This window comes from Curtobacterium sp. WHRI 8282, from assembly GCF_040223925.2.
Lineage (GTDB): Bacteria > Actinomycetota > Actinomycetes > Actinomycetales > Microbacteriaceae > Curtobacterium > Curtobacterium flaccumfaciens.
Genome location: NZ_JBEHCD020000003.1, coordinates 22,977 through 38,990, shown reverse-complemented (window position 1 = coordinate 38,990; position 16,014 = coordinate 22,977). Strand labels below are relative to the sequence as shown.

General features: G+C 72.7%; 18 protein-coding genes and 1 pseudogene. 12 read left to right on the top strand and 7 right to left on the bottom strand.

The window, feature by feature from the left end; genetic code table 11:
• Positions 1 to 165: 165 nt before the first annotated feature.
• On the top strand, positions 166 to 480 hold the full coding sequence (locus ABRP24_RS11065; protein ID WP_071244494.1) for a hypothetical protein: 315 nt from the start codon (positions 166 to 168) through the stop codon (positions 478 to 480).
• Between the two features lie 34 nt (positions 481 to 514).
• Here ABRP24_RS11065 and ABRP24_RS11060 read toward each other — a convergent pair whose 3' ends face one another.
• Entirely contained in the window at positions 515 to 844 is a 330-nt protein-coding gene (locus ABRP24_RS11060; RefSeq protein ID WP_349848199.1) for a hypothetical protein, read from the bottom strand.
• Positions 845 to 950: 106 nt separating this feature from the next.
• Here ABRP24_RS11060 and ABRP24_RS11055 point away from each other — a divergent pair, with 106 nt between their 5' ends.
• The 3 genes and pseudogenes from ABRP24_RS11055 to ABRP24_RS11045 all read left to right on the top strand — a co-directional run.
• Positions 951 to 1,907 (top strand): AraC family transcriptional regulator, encoded by a 957-nt coding sequence (locus ABRP24_RS11055; protein WP_349848197.1) that lies wholly within the window; start codon positions 951 to 953, stop codon positions 1,905 to 1,907.
• Positions 1,908 to 2,059: 152 nt separating this feature from the next.
• A complete protein-coding gene (locus tag ABRP24_RS11050) occupies positions 2,060 to 2,641 on the top strand; it encodes a DapH/DapD/GlmU-related protein (protein WP_349848195.1) in 582 nt (193 codons plus the stop codon).
• Between the two features lie 329 nt (positions 2,642 to 2,970).
• A pseudogene (locus ABRP24_RS11045) lies at positions 2,971 to 3,300 on the top strand (VOC family protein); the annotation flags it as partial.
• Here the strand turns inward: ABRP24_RS11045 and ABRP24_RS11040 are convergent.
• Together ABRP24_RS11040 and ABRP24_RS11035 are read right to left on the bottom strand one after the other, a co-directional pair.
• Complete coding sequence (locus tag ABRP24_RS11040; RefSeq protein ID WP_349848193.1) at positions 3,281 to 4,228, bottom strand: isoprenylcysteine carboxylmethyltransferase family protein; 948 nt, start codon at positions 4,226 to 4,228, stop codon at positions 3,281 to 3,283. The pseudogene ABRP24_RS11045 and the gene ABRP24_RS11040 sit on opposite strands and share 20 nt — an antisense overlap.
• Before the next feature lie 64 nt (positions 4,229 to 4,292).
• Positions 4,293 to 4,439, bottom strand: coding sequence for a hypothetical protein (locus tag ABRP24_RS11035; RefSeq protein ID WP_163343702.1), 147 nt, complete (start codon positions 4,437 to 4,439; stop codon positions 4,293 to 4,295).
• 114 nt (positions 4,440 to 4,553) lie between these two features.
• On the opposite strand from ABRP24_RS11035, the gene ABRP24_RS11030 reads away from it, so the two are divergent.
• Complete coding sequence (locus tag ABRP24_RS11030) at positions 4,554 to 4,892, top strand: DUF3140 domain-containing protein (protein WP_071244508.1); 339 nt, start codon at positions 4,554 to 4,556, stop codon at positions 4,890 to 4,892.
• A 23-nt stretch (positions 4,893 to 4,915) separates the two neighbouring features.
• A complete protein-coding gene (locus ABRP24_RS11025; RefSeq protein ID WP_138803199.1) occupies positions 4,916 to 5,131 on the top strand; it encodes a hypothetical protein in 216 nt (71 codons plus the stop codon).
• 42 nt (positions 5,132 to 5,173) lie between these two features.
• Here the strand turns inward: ABRP24_RS11025 and ABRP24_RS11020 are convergent, their stop codons facing one another.
• Together ABRP24_RS11020 and ABRP24_RS11015 are read right to left on the bottom strand one after the other, a co-directional pair.
• Positions 5,174 to 6,022 (bottom strand): glycoside hydrolase family 16 protein, encoded by an 849-nt coding sequence (locus ABRP24_RS11020; protein WP_349848190.1) that lies wholly within the window; start codon positions 6,020 to 6,022, stop codon positions 5,174 to 5,176.
• Between the two features lie 125 nt (positions 6,023 to 6,147).
• A complete protein-coding gene (locus ABRP24_RS11015; RefSeq protein ID WP_027465422.1) occupies positions 6,148 to 6,408 on the bottom strand; it encodes a hypothetical protein in 261 nt (86 codons plus the stop codon).
• Positions 6,409 to 6,483: 75 nt separating this feature from the next.
• On the opposite strand from ABRP24_RS11015, the gene ABRP24_RS11010 reads away from it, so the two are divergent.
• On the top strand, positions 6,484 to 7,443 hold the full coding sequence (locus ABRP24_RS11010; protein WP_349848188.1) for an SDR family NAD(P)-dependent oxidoreductase: 960 nt from the start codon (positions 6,484 to 6,486) through the stop codon (positions 7,441 to 7,443).
• 244 nt (positions 7,444 to 7,687) lie between these two features.
• On the opposite strand, the gene ABRP24_RS11005 is transcribed toward ABRP24_RS11010, so the two are convergent.
• Positions 7,688 to 8,914 carry a cobalamin-independent methionine synthase II family protein gene (locus ABRP24_RS11005; protein WP_349848186.1) on the bottom strand — a complete coding sequence of 409 codons (1,227 nt, stop codon included), beginning with the start codon at positions 8,912 to 8,914 and terminating at the stop codon, positions 7,688 to 7,690.
• Positions 8,915 to 9,289: 375 nt separating this feature from the next.
• Between ABRP24_RS11005 and ABRP24_RS11000 the strand changes: the two genes are divergently transcribed.
• Complete coding sequence (locus ABRP24_RS11000; protein ID WP_349848184.1) at positions 9,290 to 10,120, top strand: DUF1684 domain-containing protein; 831 nt, start codon at positions 9,290 to 9,292, stop codon at positions 10,118 to 10,120.
• A 68-nt stretch (positions 10,121 to 10,188) separates the two neighbouring features.
• Entirely contained in the window at positions 10,189 to 11,211 is a 1,023-nt protein-coding gene (locus ABRP24_RS10995) for a transporter (protein WP_138803204.1), read from the top strand.
• A gap of 69 nt (positions 11,212 to 11,280) precedes the next feature.
• Here the strand turns inward: ABRP24_RS10995 and ABRP24_RS10990 are convergent, their stop codons facing one another.
• Positions 11,281 to 11,841: a histidine phosphatase family protein gene (locus tag ABRP24_RS10990; protein ID WP_349848182.1), complete on the bottom strand. Its 561-nt coding sequence runs from the start codon at positions 11,839 to 11,841 to the stop codon at positions 11,281 to 11,283.
• Positions 11,842 to 11,986: 145 nt separating this feature from the next.
• Here ABRP24_RS10990 and ABRP24_RS10985 point away from each other — a divergent pair, with 145 nt between their 5' ends.
• From ABRP24_RS10985 to ABRP24_RS10975, 3 genes are read left to right on the top strand one after another with little or no spacing between them, the layout of a single operon-like run.
• On the top strand, positions 11,987 to 13,225 hold the full coding sequence (locus tag ABRP24_RS10985) for an LLM class flavin-dependent oxidoreductase (RefSeq protein ID WP_349848180.1): 1,239 nt from the start codon (positions 11,987 to 11,989) through the stop codon (positions 13,223 to 13,225).
• The gene (locus ABRP24_RS10980) at positions 13,222 to 14,607 is read left to right on the top strand and encodes an NtaA/DmoA family FMN-dependent monooxygenase (protein ID WP_349848178.1); all 1,386 of its coding nucleotides are present in this window, start codon (positions 13,222 to 13,224) and stop codon (positions 14,605 to 14,607) included. The genes ABRP24_RS10985 and ABRP24_RS10980 overlap by 4 nt, the downstream gene beginning before the upstream one ends.
• Positions 14,604 to 15,746, top strand: coding sequence for an LLM class flavin-dependent oxidoreductase (locus ABRP24_RS10975; RefSeq protein ID WP_349848176.1), 1,143 nt, complete (start codon positions 14,604 to 14,606; stop codon positions 15,744 to 15,746). The genes ABRP24_RS10980 and ABRP24_RS10975 overlap by 4 nt, the downstream gene beginning before the upstream one ends.
• The last annotated feature ends 268 nt before the right edge of the window (positions 15,747 to 16,014 follow it).

Below are 16,014 nucleotides of genomic sequence, written 5' to 3'. Positions count from 1 at the left end.
TGGACGTCCCCGATGCTGGGCTGTCGCCACTGGACGCCCGTCCAGGGTCACGGCGTACCCCGTTCCGCGCTCGAAGATGTGTACCCGGCACGACGGCGGCCTACCGTGGCAGCGGATCAGGGAACCGTCACCGCGACGGATGCTCCTCTTCACCAGGGAGCAACGTTGAAGTACGTGAACTACGCGGGTACCGTCCGTGTCCTGACGAGCGACACGATCGCCGATGCGGTGATCCGGTACGCCGCAGCACTGCACCAGAGTCGGCTGAGCGACGTCGTGTCGATCCCGACGGCCGACGACTTCGGGGTGGCGAGCACGATCGAGGTGCTCCTGGCCCCGGCGATCCCGGTCGCCCTCGAGCCGGCTCCGGACGACGACCTCGAACCCGAGGGCGAGGCGTTCCTGCTCGAGCTCGGTCGGCGCACCGAGGCCGTGCTCGCCGTCGACACCAACGCGTCGCCGCCGGACTTCGGGCGCTGAGCGGACGCCCCGCTGGCGCTCCGCAGGGGCGCCCCTACGCCACCGGCCCCTCTGTCAGGTCCGACCGGGTGTCCGCGTGGATCACCTCGTCGTGCTCGAACGTCAGCGCGGCGGCGCGCAGCCGTTCCACGAACACGGTGTCCTCGCGCTCGAGCTCGTCCTCTTCGGCATCCTCGACGACGAGCTGGCTCGACGGACCGATCAGCACCTTGGTCGTCGTCATGGTGCCGTCGGCGGCCACGGCGGGGATCGCGACGGTGTCCGCCCGGTTGCCGCCGGCCAGGGCTGCGGCGTACTCGATCACGGCGTCGGCCACGTCGTCGCTCGTCAGGATCGTCGAGCGGTCGTACTGGATCTGCTTCATGTCCGGGCCTCCATCTGCACAGCCAACAGGCAGTCGGCTGGCCGCCGCACAGGAACACGGCGCGTCGCTCGTTGCGCCGACGCCGACTTGTCGTCAGGATCATCACGTGCCCGAGACCATGCACCGCCTGCTGCGGGAGATCCAGACCGCCGAGCCGTCGGTCGCCGCCGAGGCGATGGCCCGGACGCACATCACCCACGGGCTGTCGGTCGACCCGACGGACGCCGAGTTCGTGTTCGAGGAGCGCGTGCGCGGGACGGCACTGCTGTCGCTCGAGTCGACCCGCTGCACCGGGGTCCTGAGCGGCACGATCGAGCCCGGCGACGCGATGATGATCTTCTGGATGAAGTCCGGGGTCGCCCAGCTCGACGAGAACACCGTGAAGATCGGCCGCCCGACGCTCTTCCGTCAGGGTCCCCAGCGCTTCCGCTGGATCGCCTGCAACAAGGACGTCCTGCGCATCGACCGCTCGATCGTCGAGCAGGTCGCCGCCGAGCGCGGGGACTGGGCCCCCGGTCCCATCGAGTTCCGTCCGCGGCACGTCCCCGAGGGAGCCCCGCTCGCTGCCTGGTGGCTCATGGTGCGGTCCGTCGCACAAGAGGTGCTGGCCGGACCGGACGCCGTGCCGATCGAACGCGAGCGGGAGCTCGCCCGGTTCGCCGCCGGTGGTCTGCTCACCGCGATCCCGCACTGGCCGGTCGGGCAGCACGAGCCGGTGATGGCCTCCACCGCCCGCTTCGCCCGTGCCGAGACCTTCCTGCTCGAGCACGCCACCGAGCCGATCACCGTCGACGACGTCGCCGAGGCCGCCGGCCTGAGCGTGCGCGGCGTGCAGGCGGCGTTCCAGCGGCACCACGGCATCACCCCGACCATGTACCTGCGCCGCATCCGGCTGCTGCTCGCCCGCGAACAGCTCGAGTCGGGCGACGGGCGGAGCATCGCCGAGATCGCCCGGGCCACCGGGTTCGCCCACCTCGGCCGGTTCGCGGGGAGCTACCGCGAGGAGTTCGGTGAGCTGCCCCGGCAGACGGCGTCCACCGCGCGCGACGGCGCCCGCGCGTAGCCGAGCAGCCGCGCGGGCCCGCAAGAATCCCGCAACCGCCCGCCGTCCGGCCGATCGCCGACGATCGTCGCCCTACGTTTGCGCTGCACGGACACGCAGCCACGACGACTGGAGACCCCATGGCCGGCTCAGCAGCACCACCCGTCCCGACTGTGGCAGTCCCGCCGACGACCGATCCGTCGACGTTCGGCCGCCGGCTCGTCGAGGACGCCTCCTACGCCGGTGAGCACTTCGTCTTCACCGCACTGCTCGGATCCCCGCTGCTGCCCCGGATCGTCCGTCGGCTGCTGCTCCGTGCCGCCGGTGCACACGCCGAGTCCGGTGTGGGCACCGGGTTCTCGCTGACGGGCGACCCGAAGCACCTCACGATCGGCCGGGGCGTCTTCTGCAACCGGAACGTGACGGTCGAGGCCGTGGCCCCCGTGACGATCGGCGCGAACACCGCGATCGGGATGCAGGTGCTCATCATGACGAGCCACCACGAGATCGACGCCGAGGGCCGCTGGAGCGACGTCGCGACCGGCCGCCCGGTGGTCGTCGAGGAGCACGTCTGGATCGGCGGGCGCGCCACGATCCTGCCCGGCGCCCACATCGAGCACGACGTCGTGGTCGCCGCCGGCGCCGTGGTCGTCGGCCGCCTGGCGGCGCACGGCGTCTACGCCGGCGTCCCCGCCAAGCGGATCCGTGAGCTCGCCCCGTCCGCGCGGCCGCCGGTTGTGGACCCCACCGCCTGACGGCCTGGAGGCCCGTGGCGGCGCCGCCACGTGCCTCCCGTCCGGCGTTGGTGCTGCTTCGAAGACGCCGGCGTGCTGCTGCGACGCCGCCCCGCCGTCGAGACGCCGCCGAATGTGGAGGCGTCTCGACGACCTGGCGGCGCCGGACGAAGACGACGGCGTCTCCTTCCGCGGGGACGCGCACTCTGCCAGCATGATCACGACGCGGGCGACGGCGCCCGCGCAGGACGAGGGAGACCGTCATGACCGTTCGCCTCAACCCCTACCTCGGGTTCCGGAGCGGCGCCCGCGAAGCGCTCGAGTTCTAGCACTCGGTCTTCGGCGGCACGCTCACCATCGGCACGTTCGGTGAAGCCGGCATGAGCCAGGACCCCGCCGACGCCGACAAGGTGATGCACGGGCAGCTCGACGGCGACCAGGGCCTGCTCCTGATGGCCTCGGACGCGCCGTCCGGCATGCCGACACCGGCGGAGAGCAGCATCTCGCTCTCGCTCAGCGGCGACGACCACGAAATGCTGACTCGGTGGTGGAACGGCCTCGCCCAGGGCGCCACGATCGTCGAACCACTCACCACCGCGCCCTGGGGCGACACATTCGGCATGCTGACCGATCGCCACGGGGTGTCGTGGCTGGTCAACATCAGCGGCGCGACGAGCTGAGCGGCACCGAACCCACGCGTGCCGGCACCGGCCACCGCGGCACCCAGCACCGGACCTGCTCGGCGTAGCGGCGGAAGTCGTCGCCGAACCGTTCCGCCAGGTCGGATTCCTCGAGCGGGCGGACGATGCAGTTCCAGACCACGGAACCGGCGATCGCGTAGACGACGACCAGCCACGACGACAGCAGCAGGCCGACGGCGACGCCCTGGGTGATGCCGGCGAGTGCCATCGGGTTCCGTACCGACCGGTACGGCCCGGCGACCACCAGGCGGTTCGCGGTGGCCGAGGGGAGCGGCGTGCCCTCGCCCTTCGTCGACATCGCCGCCGCCGACGCGATGCCGAGCGCGCTGGCCAGCAGGAGCACGACCACACCGACGACGGTGAGGGCGGTGACGAAGGGTGTCGGCAGCTGCGGGTGCAGGCCCCAGCGGTGCTCGGCGAACGCGATGGCCAGGGGGAACACCCCGAGGAACAGGCCCCAGAAGACGACGATCTGCAGCACGGTCGCGGTGACGTGCCGGGAGCGCGGGGCCGCGGCATCAGCCGTCCGGATCCGCAGCGGACCGCTCGTCACCCACTCCGTCGGGACCCGTCCGAGCAGGACCAGGGCGAGGGCGACCGTCGACCCGATCGTGGCGGCCAGCATGACGAGCACGCCCCAGCCGGCCTCACCGGCCACGGTGGCCCAGACGCTCAGGGCGACGAGCACCAGGGCGGTCCACACCGTCGTGACCACCGCGGCGGCTCGGACCCCGGCGGCGGCGAGCGCCGAGCCGACGACGAACAGCGGGACGTCGAACACGGCGACGAGCACCGGGTCGAGCGAGCCGAGCGTCGCCGTGCGGATCCACGGCAGCGTCGCGACGGCGATCCACCAGGCCGCTCCGCCGACGGCTTGCAGCGCGTAGTACCGCCGGCCCCAGGACATGGGTGCACGGTAGCAGTGCGCGGCGAGGGCCCGGGCCGTGGGCGCCCTCGCTCCCGCTGGTGGGTCAGTCGGTGTGGTTGATCTGTCCGAGCCAGCGGCCGAAGGACGGGGTGCGCTCGTCGTGCAGGCTGGGCAGGACGGGCTTCGGCAGGCAGGTGCGCTCGTCGGTGACGGTTCCGGCGCCGGTGCTCTTGTGGAGGTCGAGGCTCATGGTGGGCTCCTTCGTGGTCGGTGGAGAGTTCGACACCGGGCGGGGCCGTTCCATTCCCATCAGACGCGATCCGCCCTGCGCAGTCGTCCAGCACCGTCGGGTTGTCTCGACGGCATGAGCGAGCACGACGACGAGCAGACACGAGCCGACTTCGACGACGCGGTGAACATGACCGCCACCGAGCTGCGGAAGTGGCTCGACACCGACGAGTCGAAGTCCGTCGGGCAGAAGCCCTCCGGCGGCGGCGAGTCGACCGGCCACGAGAGCGGTCGGCACATCATCCGCATCCTCGAGAAGCACAAGGCCGACCGCACCGACGACGACCTGGCGCACATGCGGAAGGTCGTCGGCTACGTCGCCCGGCACTCCGAGCAGCGTCCCGACGGCGACGTGCACGACACCCCCTGGCGGTACTCGCTCATGAACTGGGGCCACGACCCGGAGAAGCACTGACGGCATCGGGCAGAATGGGTGGCGTGAACGAGACGGGCATGCCGCGCTTCCGACGGATCTGGTCGACCGTGCAGGTCGGTGTCCTCGCGATCGCCGTCGCGTTCTGCGTCGTGATGCTCGTGATCGGGCAGGGCAAGCTCGACCGGGTGTACGCGGTCGCCGCGGTGTTCTTCGGACTCGCCCTGGTCGGGCACAGCACCTACCTGTGGCTCGTCGCCCGGGCGAACCGCCGTCCCTGAGCGGGCAGCGCGGGACCGACCGGGTCGGCTGCGCGGTCCCGGCTAGGCGTTCTGGTGGACCCGCAACCAGTCGATCGTCATCTGCTGCGGGAACCGCGTCGACGCGTCCGGCGAACCCGGCCAGTTCCCGCCGACCGCGACGTTGAGGATCACGAAGAACGGCTTGTCGAACACCCACGGGGCCGAGCCGACGTCGTACCGGGTGAGCGTCCGGTACGCGACACCGTCGACCGTCCAGGTGATCGAGCCGGGGCGCCAGTCGACCCCGTACACGTGGAAGTCGTCGGCGAAGGCTGCTCCGGACGGGTTCGTGTACGCCGCCGAGATGCCCTGCGCGCCGGAGTACCCGGGCCCGTGCACCGTGCCGTGCACGATCCCCGGCTCGTACCCGACGTTCTCCATGACGTCGATCTCCCCGCACGCCGGCCACCCGACCTGCCCGATGTCCGCGCCGAGCATCCAGAACGCCGGCCAGATGCCCTGACCGCGGGGGATCCGGATCCGCGCCTCGATGCGGCCGTACTGCGCGGTGTAGGTGCTCTCGGACTTCAGCCGGGCCGACGAGTACGAGCCGTCGGCCTCGCGGTGTGCGGTGATCACGAGGTTGCCGGCACCGTCGAGCGCCGCGTTCCGCCGCGAGTCCGTGTAGGTCTGCAGCTCGGCGTTGCCCCAGCCGCCGGCACCCAGGTCGTACCGCCAGATCCCCGGGTTCGGCGCGCTGCCGGCCGGGCCGTCGAACTCGTCGGCGGCGAGCAGCACAGGGGCGGCAGCCGCCGTGGTCGCTGCCTGCGCCGACCCGTCCGCGCCGATCGCCGTCGCGCCGAGGGCGGTCGTCGCGGCTCCGGCGAGTCCGAGCGTCATGAAGCGCCGTCGATCGATGTGCTGGTCCATGTCGTGCTCCCTGCAGCGCGATGGTGGTGTGGTCGTCGGATCATGCACCATCCGGACGAGTCAGACCAGGGCCGCACCGTGGTTGATCCGCCCCGCGCACACCGCAGCCGGCGCCGACGGACGGGTCAGCCGAAGCGCATCGCCAGCGGCACGAGCAGGCCCGCGACCCAGACGAGCACCATCACGAGGGCGCCGACCGCGATGAGCCGTCGGCGACGCCGCAGCTTCGGGCTCCGCTCCTCGCCCCACATCTGTGCACGGACCAGCACCCGGTTCGCCTGCTCGACGACCTTCCGCACCTCGGGGTCGTCGACGTCGAGGACACCGGAGCGGGCGTGCTCGGCGATGACCGCGGCTTCGTCGACGGTCAGGTCGTCCTTGCGCATGCTCCATCTTCGCACCGCGTGCAGGGGTACGACCCGGCTGTGCGGGAACGGACCACGGCCGGGTACCAAGGACACATGGGACATCGGTACCGCGGGAAGATCGTCGTCATCACCGGAGCATCGAGCGGCATCGGGAGGGCTGCCGCACACGAGTTCGCCCGGCAGGGCGCCACGCTCGTGCTCGCCGCACGCGGGCACGACTCGCTCGAGGCCGCAGCCGCCGAGTGCCGGAAGCTCGGCGCCGAGGCGATCGCGATCCCGACGGACGTCGCTGACGAGCACCAGGTCAAGGACCTCATCGGCACGGTGACGACCCGCTTCGGTCGCATCGACGTCTTCGTCGGCAACGCGGCCCTGTTCGTCTACGGCCTGTTCGAGCAGACCCCCACCGAGGCGTTCAAGCGCGTCGTCGACACGAACCTGTACGGCCACCTCAACGCCGTCACGCACCTGCTGCCGCACTGGAAGCAGCGCGGGAAGGGCACCTACGTGCTCGTCGGCTCGATCCAGTCGCTGCTCTCGGCGCCGTACCAGTCGGCGTACGTCACGAGCAAGCACGCGGCCCTCGGCCTGGTCGACGTGCTCGGCGACGAGTTCGCGGGCACCGGCATCAGGTTCACCGCACTGCTGCCGTCCACGATCGACACCCCGATCTACCAGAACGGTGCCAACTACACCGGCAAGACCTCGCACCCGCTGCCGCCCACCGTCTCGGTCGAGCGGGCCGGCCGTGCCGTCGTGCAGGCCGCCACGCACCCCAAGCGCTACCGCTTCGTCGGACGGATCCAGGCGTCGCTCGTGCCGCTGCAGTACGTGTTCCCGGGCCTGTTCCACAAGATCACGAAGCCGATGGTGGAGACGTTCGCCCTGCGTGGCAAGGGCGCCCCGACCGACGGGAACCTCTACGCTCCCGCCGACGCCGCGAACGCGACGAACGGCGGCTGGGTCGCGAAGCGCCGGCGCGTCACGCGCCCCGTGCTGTGGGCCGGAGCGCTCGTGGCGATCGCGGCCGTCGCCCTGGGCCGACGCCGCTGACGGCCTGGAGGCACGGTGCCACCCCGCACCGTGCCTCCCGTCCGCCCGTGCGTGCGTGCGTGCACAGTCGGGCGTACCTCCCCGAACCGGGCGTACCTGGCGGAACCGGGCGTACCTGCCGGAACCGGGCGTACCTGCACGAACCGGGCGTACTTGGCGGAACCGGGCGTACCTGCCGTGTGCTTCGGGACAGGTACGCCCGATCTCGCCAGGTATCGCAGCCGTTCTGGGAAGGAACGGACGGCTAGAAGAGCTTCGCGCTCGCGCGCCGGGCACCCTCGCCGAGGGACTCGAGCTTCGCCGCGGCGATCTGCGGGTGCACGCGGCCGCCGAGGCCGCAGTCCGTGCCGGCGATGACGCGCTCACGCCCGACCACCGAGGCGAACCGCTCGATGCGCTGCGCGACGAGGTCGGGGTGCTCGACGACGTTCGTGGCGTGGCCGACGACACCGGGGACGATGACCTTGCCCTCGGGCAGGGTGACGTCCTGCCAGACGGTCCACTCGTGCTCGTGGCGGGCGTTCGCAGCCTCGAACGAGTACGCGCCGGCGTCGATGTCGAGCATCAGGTCGACGATGTGGCGGAGCTCGATGTCGGTGGTGTGCGGGCCGTGCCAGGAACCCCAGCACAGGTGGAAGCGCACGCGGCTGGTGTCGAGGCCCCGCAGCGCGTGGTTGAGCGCCTCGACACGGATGCGGGTGAAGGCGCGGTAGTCCTCGATGCTCGGCTCGGGGTTGATCTGGTCCCAGTTCTCGGCGATCGAGGGGTCGTCGATCTGCAGCACGAGGCCGGCGTCGAGGATCGTCGTGTACTCCTCGCGCAGGGCGTCGGCCCACGCCCAGATGTGTTCTTCCTCCGTCGCGTAGTGCTCGTTCGCGATGCGGGCGGCGGAGCCGGGGGAGAGCGCCGTGATGAAGCCGTTGTCCGCGCCGGCGGCTTCGACCGCGTGCTTGAGGTTCGCGGCGTCGGTGGCCGCGGCCTCGTGGCCGGTGTAGGTGATCGGGCCGGTGGTGGTCGGGAACGCGGTGGCGTTCTTGCCGGTGCCGATGCCCGACTCGGGGTCGGTGTAGGCGTCGTGGAAGATCGTCCAGTCGCGGCGGTCCGGGAAGCTCGTGAGCCGGATGTTCCCCGGCGTGGACTGGACCGGCTGCTGCGAGAAGATGTTCTCGTCGGTCAGGCTCAGGCCGCTGACGCGCTGGAACGAGTAGCCCCACCAGGCGCCGTAGTCGACGCTGTTCGACATCGCCTTGCCGAACTCGCCGTCACCGGGCTGCGTGATGCGGAGCGCGGTCTGCCGGGCGACGACGTCGTCGACGGCCGCGCTCGTCAGGGCCCGGACCTCGTCGGTGGTCTCGAGTGTGAAGCCATCGGCGGCCACGGGCCGTGCGGCGTTCGCGGCGATGAGCTCCGGGGTGCGGGGGAGCGATCCGGCGGTGGTGGCCTGGATGCGGTCGGTGTTCTCGAAGGGCATGCGCTGCCTTCCTCTCGATGGGTGCGGACTGTCGGGAGTCGGGGGCCGCGCGCGAGGCTTCGCGGTGCGCTGCAGTGCCACTCTGCCACGAGGGGTCCGGCCCGTTACGTTCCGCGTCCACGGCTTCGTGCGGACGCCGAACGACAGGGTCGATGTCGTACGACACCGACTCGGTCGCCTGTTGCGTGCGCGGACAGTTGCAGGCGCGTCCGAACGACAGGATCGATGTCGTACGACGTCGACGGTGTCGTTCCTCGTCGACCAGCCCACCGCCCGCCCCGCGCGCGCCCCGGCCACCGCCCGCACGCACGCCCCCCGCCGACGCACGGCGACACGATCGTCGCGCCGCCGGGCCACGCGTCGTACGGTCGACCCATGAGCACGACGACCCCGGCGAACGCCACGACACCGACCACCACGACCTTCGCCGAGACGTGGACCACGTGGCACGACGACCACGAGCAGGCCCGGGCGAGCGAGCACGGGTTCCTCGCGATCACCAGCATCCGTTGGCTCACCGCCACGCCGGAACCGTTCGAGGACGCACCGGGCAGCTGGTCGACGGACGAGGACGGCCCGGTGGTCGCACTGGCCGAGGACGAGACGATCGAGGTCGACGGGCAGCAGGTCACCGGGACGCACCGGTTCGGCCCGCTGCCCGAGCGCTCGAGCACGAACGTGGTGTGGCGCGACGGCGACGAGACCGTGGTGATCGAGGTCGCCCGGCGAGGCGGCAGCGACCTGCTGCGCCCGCGGCACCCGTCGAACCCCACCCGCGTCGGCTACCACGGCACCCCGGCGTACGCCCCCGCTGAGCACTTCGTCGTGGACGCGCACTTCGAGCCGTTCGACACCCCGCGCGAGGTCACCGTCGGCAGCGTCGTCGACGGCCTGCTGCACGTGTACGAGGCCCCCGGGGTCCTGACGTTCGACCTCGACGGGCCGCGGTTGCTCCTGGCGTTCAACGGGCACGCCGGCGGCCTGCACGTGCTGTTCACCGACCGCACGAGCGGAGTCACGACGTACGCGGCGAACCGGAGTCTCGACATCGCCGCACCGGATGCCGACGGTGCCACCCGCATCGACTTCAACCGGTCGACGAACCTGCCGTGCGCGTACACCCCGCACGCGACCTGTCCGCTGCCGCCCGCCGAGAACCGGCTCGACGTGGCGATCGAGGCGGGCGAGCAACTACCCGCAGCCTGACCGCGGAGCACGCGCGGCCCCCGGGCGCGCACCAACGCAGCCGACCCGTCCGGGAGAATGGGGGAGCCATGCCACGACCCACTTCCCGCATCCCGCTCAACACCCTCGCCGTCCCATTCGGCCTCGCCGGCTTCGCCGAGACGTGGTCGTACGCCGCCCCCGTGCTGCACCTGCCCACCGTGGTGCCGCAGGTGTTCTGGGCGATCGCGGCCGTCGCGTGGGTGTGGCTGCTCGGTGCGCACGCCGTCCGGGGCGCACGCGTCAGCGAACGGCTCGTCGACCAGCTCCGCCACCCGGCGCAGGGGCCGATCGCCGCGCTCGTGCCCGCGACCGCGATGCTGCTCGGCGTCGACCTCGCGCGGTTCGCCCCCGTCGCCGGGCAGGTCGTCGTGCTCGCCGCCGTGGCCACCGCGGCCGGGTTCGCCGCCTGGCTGCTGAGCACCTGGTTCGAGGGCCGGCTCGCCCTGGAGTCCGTGCACGGCGGCTACCTGCTGCCGACCGTCGCCGCGGCCCTGGTCGCCTCGGTCGCCACGCACGAGGTCGGCGTCGGCTGGCTGTCCTGGCCGGCCCTCGGCGTCGGCGTGTTCTTCTGGGGCGTCATGACCGGCCTGCTGCTCATCCGGCTGGCGTTCCGCCCGGCGCTGCCGGGGCCGCTCGTGCCGACGATGGCGATCCTGGTCGCGCCGCCGGCGGTCGCCACCCTGTCGGTGTTCGCCCTCACCGACGGAGCGGTCACCCTGCCCGTGCAGGCCATCGCGGGCCTCGGCGTCCTGATGGTCCTCGTGCAGCTGGCCCTGCTGCCGCGGTACGTCCGCCTGGCGTTCTCGCTCGGGTTCTGGTCGTTCGTGTTCCCGGCCGCCGCGGTCGCCACCGCCGCAGTGGAGTGGTTCCGGGCACTCGCGCTGCCGTCCGCCTGGATCCCCACCGCCGTGTTGCTGGCGCTGCTGAGCGTGCTCGTCGCGGTCGTCGGTGCCCGCTCGATCGGCCTCGCCGTGCACCACCTGCTCGGGCAGGCCGAACGGACCCTGCACGACGCCGACGACGAGGACGCCGCCCCCGGACCCGTCACGGGCGCGACCCGCGTGGTCTGACGAGCGGGGCGGTCGGGCCGCGCAGGCGGTGGACGGGAGGCCCGTGGCGGCCCCGCCCCGCGCCTCCCGTCAGGTCGCGGGGACGCGTCTCCAGCCGCTGGTCGCCCGCCAGGCGGGCCCGTCGAAGCGGAAGACGCTGCCCATGCCGGGCTGGTCGAGGGCGCGCGTGATCGGGACGCCCCGCAGGTGGGCCAGGAGCAGCGCGCCGACCGCACCGTGCGACACGATCGTGACGTCGCCGGTGGCGCAGTGCCGGCGGACGGCCGTGACGATGCGATCCTGGGCGTCGATCGCCCGCTCCCAGCCGCGGACCGACTGCTCGGGTGCGGCGAAGAACGCGTCGACGACGGCCTCGAACTCGGACGGCGGCAGGTAGCCGGTCGCGCTCCGGTCGATCTCGCCCAGCAGGGGGTCGCGCTCGACCGACAGCCCGACGGCGCTGGCGAGCAGGTCGGCGGTCTCGACGGCCTTGCGCTCGGTGCTCGAGACGATCCGCCGGGAGCCCGGTGCCCACGCGAGCCGGTGTGCGGCGGCGGCCCGGACGCGTCCCTCGGGTGACAGCCCCCACGACTCGATCGGGACCGCGGGGTCGACCACCACTTCAGCGTGGGTCAGGAACGACGAGACCATCCGGCGATCCTCGCACGGCGCGAGGTGCGCACCGAGCGACGCCGCGCCTCGCGCCGCCCGCCCGCCGCGCGTCACACGGCGACACCGTCGGTCACGTTCCGCAACACCGCTTCGCCGTCCGGCCGAACCGTCCTAGCGTCGCCCCATGACCCTGCCCGACCGCATCACCCTCGTCACCGCGCTGCAGGGCGCCGGCTGGCATCCCGCCGCCTGGCGCGCTGCCGGCCCGGCAGCACAGCGCCTCACGAGCCTCCGGCACTGGCGCGACGTCGTCGTCGAGCAGGACCGGCTCGGCGTCGACGCCGTCACCCTTGAGGACTCGTTCACCGCCGGCCCCACCGACCCCGACGGCGACCTAGACACGTCGACCGTCGTCGGCCGCCTCGACGCCCTCCTCGTCGCGAACGCGGTCGCCCTCGCGACCCGCGCGATCGGTCTGGTGCCGACCGTCTCGGTCACGCACACCGAACCGTTCCACGTCGCCACGGGCCTCCAGACCCTCGACCACGTCTCACTGGGGCGAGCCGGGTGGCGGATCCAGGTGAGCCCGACGACCCGCGAGGCCGCGCTGTTCGGCCGCCGCCCCGGCGGCGACGACGCAGCCACGCTCTTCGACGAGGCCCGCGAGGCCGCCGAGGTCGTCTCCCGCCTCTGGGACAGCTGGGACGACGACGCGATCATCCGCGACGTCACGACCGGCCGCTTCATCGACCGCGACCGCATCCACAACGCGGCGTTCACCGGTTCGTTCGTCTCGGTGCACGGCGCGTCGATCGTGCCGCGGTCGCCGCAGGGGCGGCCGCCGGTCTTCTCGCTCGCGCACCGCTCCGACGCGGCGGCGTTCGCCGTGGACGCCGCGGACGTCGTGCTGGTCACGCCCGGGTTCGACGGCCTGGAGGCGCAGGACGCGGTGGCACTCGTCCGTGACGCCGAGCAGACGGCCGGGTCCGACCTCCGTCGTCCGGTCCTCGCGGACCTCGCGGTGCTCATCGGGTCGTCGCCGGCAGCCGCCGCCGACGAGCTCGCCACACTCGACGCGGCAGCCGGTACCCGGTACGCCGCCGGCTCCGGGTCGGACACGTCCGTCCTCGCGACGACGGTGCCGGACCTGGTGGCACGGATCGGGGACCTGCGGGCACTCGGGTACGCCGGCGTCCGGCTCCGTCCGCTGCGCATCCCGATCGACTCGACCGCCATCGCCAGGCAGCTCGTCCCGGCGCTCGTCACCGCGGGGCTCCGCGCCGACGTGGCGTCCCGTCCCACCGCCGACCTGCGCACGCGGCTCGGCATCGCGCCGGCGGTCAGCCGGTACGCGCGTCCTGCCGTCACCGGTGCCGGTGTCGGTTCCGGTGTCGGTTCCGTCTCCTCGGGGGTCTCAGCATGAGCGCCAAGCGTCAGGTCCACCTCGCCGCCCACTTCCCGGGCGTCAACAACACCACCGTCTGGAGCGACGACCGCGCCGAGAGCCAGATCGCGTTCTCGTCGTTCGAGCACTTCGCCCGGAACGCTGAGCGCGGGTTCTTCGACTTCCTGTTCCTCGCCGAGGGGCTGCGGTTGCGCGAGCAGAAGGGACGCATCCACGACCTCGACGTCGTCGGGCGCCCGAACACGCTCGCGATCCTCGCCGCGCTGGCCGGGGTCACCGAGCACATCGGGCTCGTCGGCACGCTGCAGACCACCTTCAACGAGCCCGTCGAACTCGCGAAGCAGCTCGCCACGCTCGACCACCTGACCGACGGCCGCGCCGGCTGGAACGTCGTGACGAGCTCGGACGCGTTCCACGGTGCGAACTTCCGCCGTGGGGGATTCCTCGACCACGCCGACCGGTACACGCGAGCCGCCGAGTTCGTGGAGCTGTCGCGCGAGCTCTGGGACTCGTGGGAGTCGGACGCGATCGTGGCGAACGGGTCGGGCGCCGCCGGGACCCTGGCCGCCGGGGCCTTCGCCGACCGGTCCCGCATCCACGATGTCGACCACCACGGCCCGCAGTTCGACGTGACCGGCACGTTCCCGGTCCCGCGCAGTCCCCAGCGGCACCCCGTGATCGTGCAGGCCGGCGACTCCGACGAGGGGCGCGACCTCGCCGCCACGAACGCCGAGGTCATCTTCTCGCTGCACACCGAGTTCGACGACGCACGGTCGTTCTATGGCGACGTCACCGAGCGCCTGGAGCGGGTGGGGCGGTCGAAGGACGAGCTGCTGATCCTGCCCGGCGCGACCTTCGTGCTCGGCGACACGGCGGACGAGGCCGAGGAACGTTCCCTGGCCATCCGCCGTGCCCAGGTCAGCCCGGCGACCGCGATCGCGTTCCTCGAACAGGTGTGGAACCGTGACCTGTCGTCGTACGACGTCGACGGGCCGTTGCCCTCGGTCGAGCCGGACCTGGAGAGCGCCGACATCACCCGTGGCCGCGTCCGCCACACCCGCGACGTCCCCGCGCTGGTGCAGTCGTGGCGTGACCTCGCCGCGGCCGAACACCTGTCGATCCGTGACCTGGTCATCCGCGCCTCCACCCGTGGCGGCTTCGTCGGCACGCCCGCTCACATCGCCGCCGAGATCGACCGGTACGTGCAGGAGCGCGCCACCGACGGCTTCGTCGTCGTGCCGCACACCAACCCGTACGGGCTCGACGAGTTCGTTGACCGGGTCGTCCCGCTGCTGCAGGAGCGCGGCGTGTACCGGCAGTCGTACGACGAGGGGGCGACGCTCCGCCAGACGCTCGACCTGCCCGGACGGGTCCTCGACCGGCAGCGGGTGCTCGCATGAGCCGGGTCCCGCTCTCCGTCCTCGACCTCGTGCCGGTGAGCAGCGGGTCGACCCCCGCCGAGGCCCTGGCGAACACGGTCGACCTCGCGCAGCGTGCCGAACGTGCCGGGTACGCCCGGTACTGGTTGGCCGAGCACCACCTCAACCCCGGGGTCGCCGGCAGCGCACCGACGATCGTCATCGGTGCGGTCGCCGCCGCCACCTCGACCATCCGGGTCGGCAGCGCCGCGACCCTGGTCGGCAACGTCCGCGGGCTGCAGATCGCCGAGACCTTCGGCACGCTCGCCGCGCTGTACGGGCCGCGCATCGACCTCGGGCTCGGCCGGTCCGGCGCCCCGGCTCCCGGCGCCCCGAAGCCGCCGTCGCTCGCCCCGCGGACCGACCAGGTCGTCGACGGCCTGCTCGTCCCCGCGCCGTTCGAGTTCCGCATCGCGCCGGGCAGCCGGTTCGCCCTGCAGGGGGAGCTGCTCGGCCGGGTGCCGGGCGACGTCGACCGGTTCGCGGGCGAACTCGACCTGATCCGCGGCCTGTTCGCCCGAACGTGGTCACGGGACGGTGCGGTGATCGAGGCCCCGCCGGCCGGGGGTGCCGCCGTCGAGCTGTGGATCCACGGCTCCACCGGCGGCGAGAGTGCCCGGATCGCCGGCGCGCTCGGCCTGCCGTACGGCGCGAACTACCACACGTCGCCCGGCACGGTCCTGGCGTCGGTGCAGGCCTACCGCGACGCGTTCCGCCCGGGCGTGCTCGACGCGCCGCACGTCATCGTGTCGGCCGACGTGCTCGTGGCGCCGACCGCGGCCGAGGCGGACGAGCTCGCGACCGGGTACGCCCAGTGGGTGCACTCGATCCGCTCCGGCGTCGGGGCGATCGAGTACCCCACCCCGGACGAGGCTCGAGCGACGCGGCTGCCGGACGAGGCCGCCGCGTCGGTGGCGGACCGGCTCGCGACCCGGTTCGTCGGCGACCCGGCACACGTCGCGGGACGGCTCGAGACGCTCCGGCGGGTCACGGGAGCGGACGAGTTGCTCGTCACGACGATCGCGCACGACCACGACGCCCGGGTGCGCTCCTACGAGCTGCTCGCCGCGGAGTGGGCGCGGCGCGCCGACCTGCGGGAGCCGGCGGCCGCCGCGCGCTGACCGACGCGGAACGACTCCGTCGCTGTCGTCCGACAGCGACGGAGTCGTTCGTGCGCGCAGCGCACGGTGCGGGCCGGGCACGGGGTGCGGGCCGGGCACGGGGTGCGGAGCCGGGCACGGTACGGACGGGAGGCACGGTGCCAGGCCGCCACGGGCCTCCCGTCCGCACCGTGGTGGCGTCGCGGACCCGTCCCGTGTTCCGGGGCGAGCACAGCTCGAGTGGTGCGTCCCGAGCGACATCGTCGCAGTCGTACGACGTCGACATCGT

Coding starts and splice junctions, on each gene's coding strand:
- ABRP24_RS11060 (WP_349848199.1), bottom strand. CDS start 844: ATGAAGCAGATCCAGTACGACCGCTCGACGATCCTGACGAGCGACGAC.
- ABRP24_RS11040 (WP_349848193.1), bottom strand. CDS start 4,228: ATGTCCTGGGGCCGGCGGTACTACGCGCTGCAAGCCGTCGGCGGAGCG.
- ABRP24_RS11035 (WP_163343702.1), bottom strand. CDS start 4,439: ATGAGCCTCGACCTCCACAAGAGCACCGGCGCCGGAACCGTCACCGAC.
- ABRP24_RS11030 (WP_071244508.1), top strand. CDS start 4,554: ATGAGCGAGCACGACGACGAGCAGACACGAGCCGACTTCGACGACGCG.
- ABRP24_RS11020 (WP_349848190.1), bottom strand. CDS start 6,022: ATGGACCAGCACATCGATCGACGGCGCTTCATGACGCTCGGACTCGCC.
- ABRP24_RS11015 (WP_027465422.1), bottom strand. CDS start 6,408: ATGCGCAAGGACGACCTGACCGTCGACGAAGCCGCGGTCATCGCCGAG.
- ABRP24_RS11010 (WP_349848188.1), top strand. CDS start 6,484: ATGGGACATCGGTACCGCGGGAAGATCGTCGTCATCACCGGAGCATCG.
- ABRP24_RS11005 (WP_349848186.1), bottom strand. CDS start 8,914: ATGCCCTTCGAGAACACCGACCGCATCCAGGCCACCACCGCCGGATCG.
- ABRP24_RS11000 (WP_349848184.1), top strand. CDS start 9,290: ATGAGCACGACGACCCCGGCGAACGCCACGACACCGACCACCACGACC.
- ABRP24_RS10995 (WP_138803204.1), top strand. CDS start 10,189: ATGCCACGACCCACTTCCCGCATCCCGCTCAACACCCTCGCCGTCCCA.
- ABRP24_RS10990 (WP_349848182.1), bottom strand. CDS start 11,841: ATGGTCTCGTCGTTCCTGACCCACGCTGAAGTGGTGGTCGACCCCGCG.
- ABRP24_RS10985 (WP_349848180.1), top strand. CDS start 11,987: ATGACCCTGCCCGACCGCATCACCCTCGTCACCGCGCTGCAGGGCGCC.
- ABRP24_RS10980 (WP_349848178.1), top strand. CDS start 13,222: ATGAGCGCCAAGCGTCAGGTCCACCTCGCCGCCCACTTCCCGGGCGTC.
- ABRP24_RS10975 (WP_349848176.1), top strand. CDS start 14,604: ATGAGCCGGGTCCCGCTCTCCGTCCTCGACCTCGTGCCGGTGAGCAGC.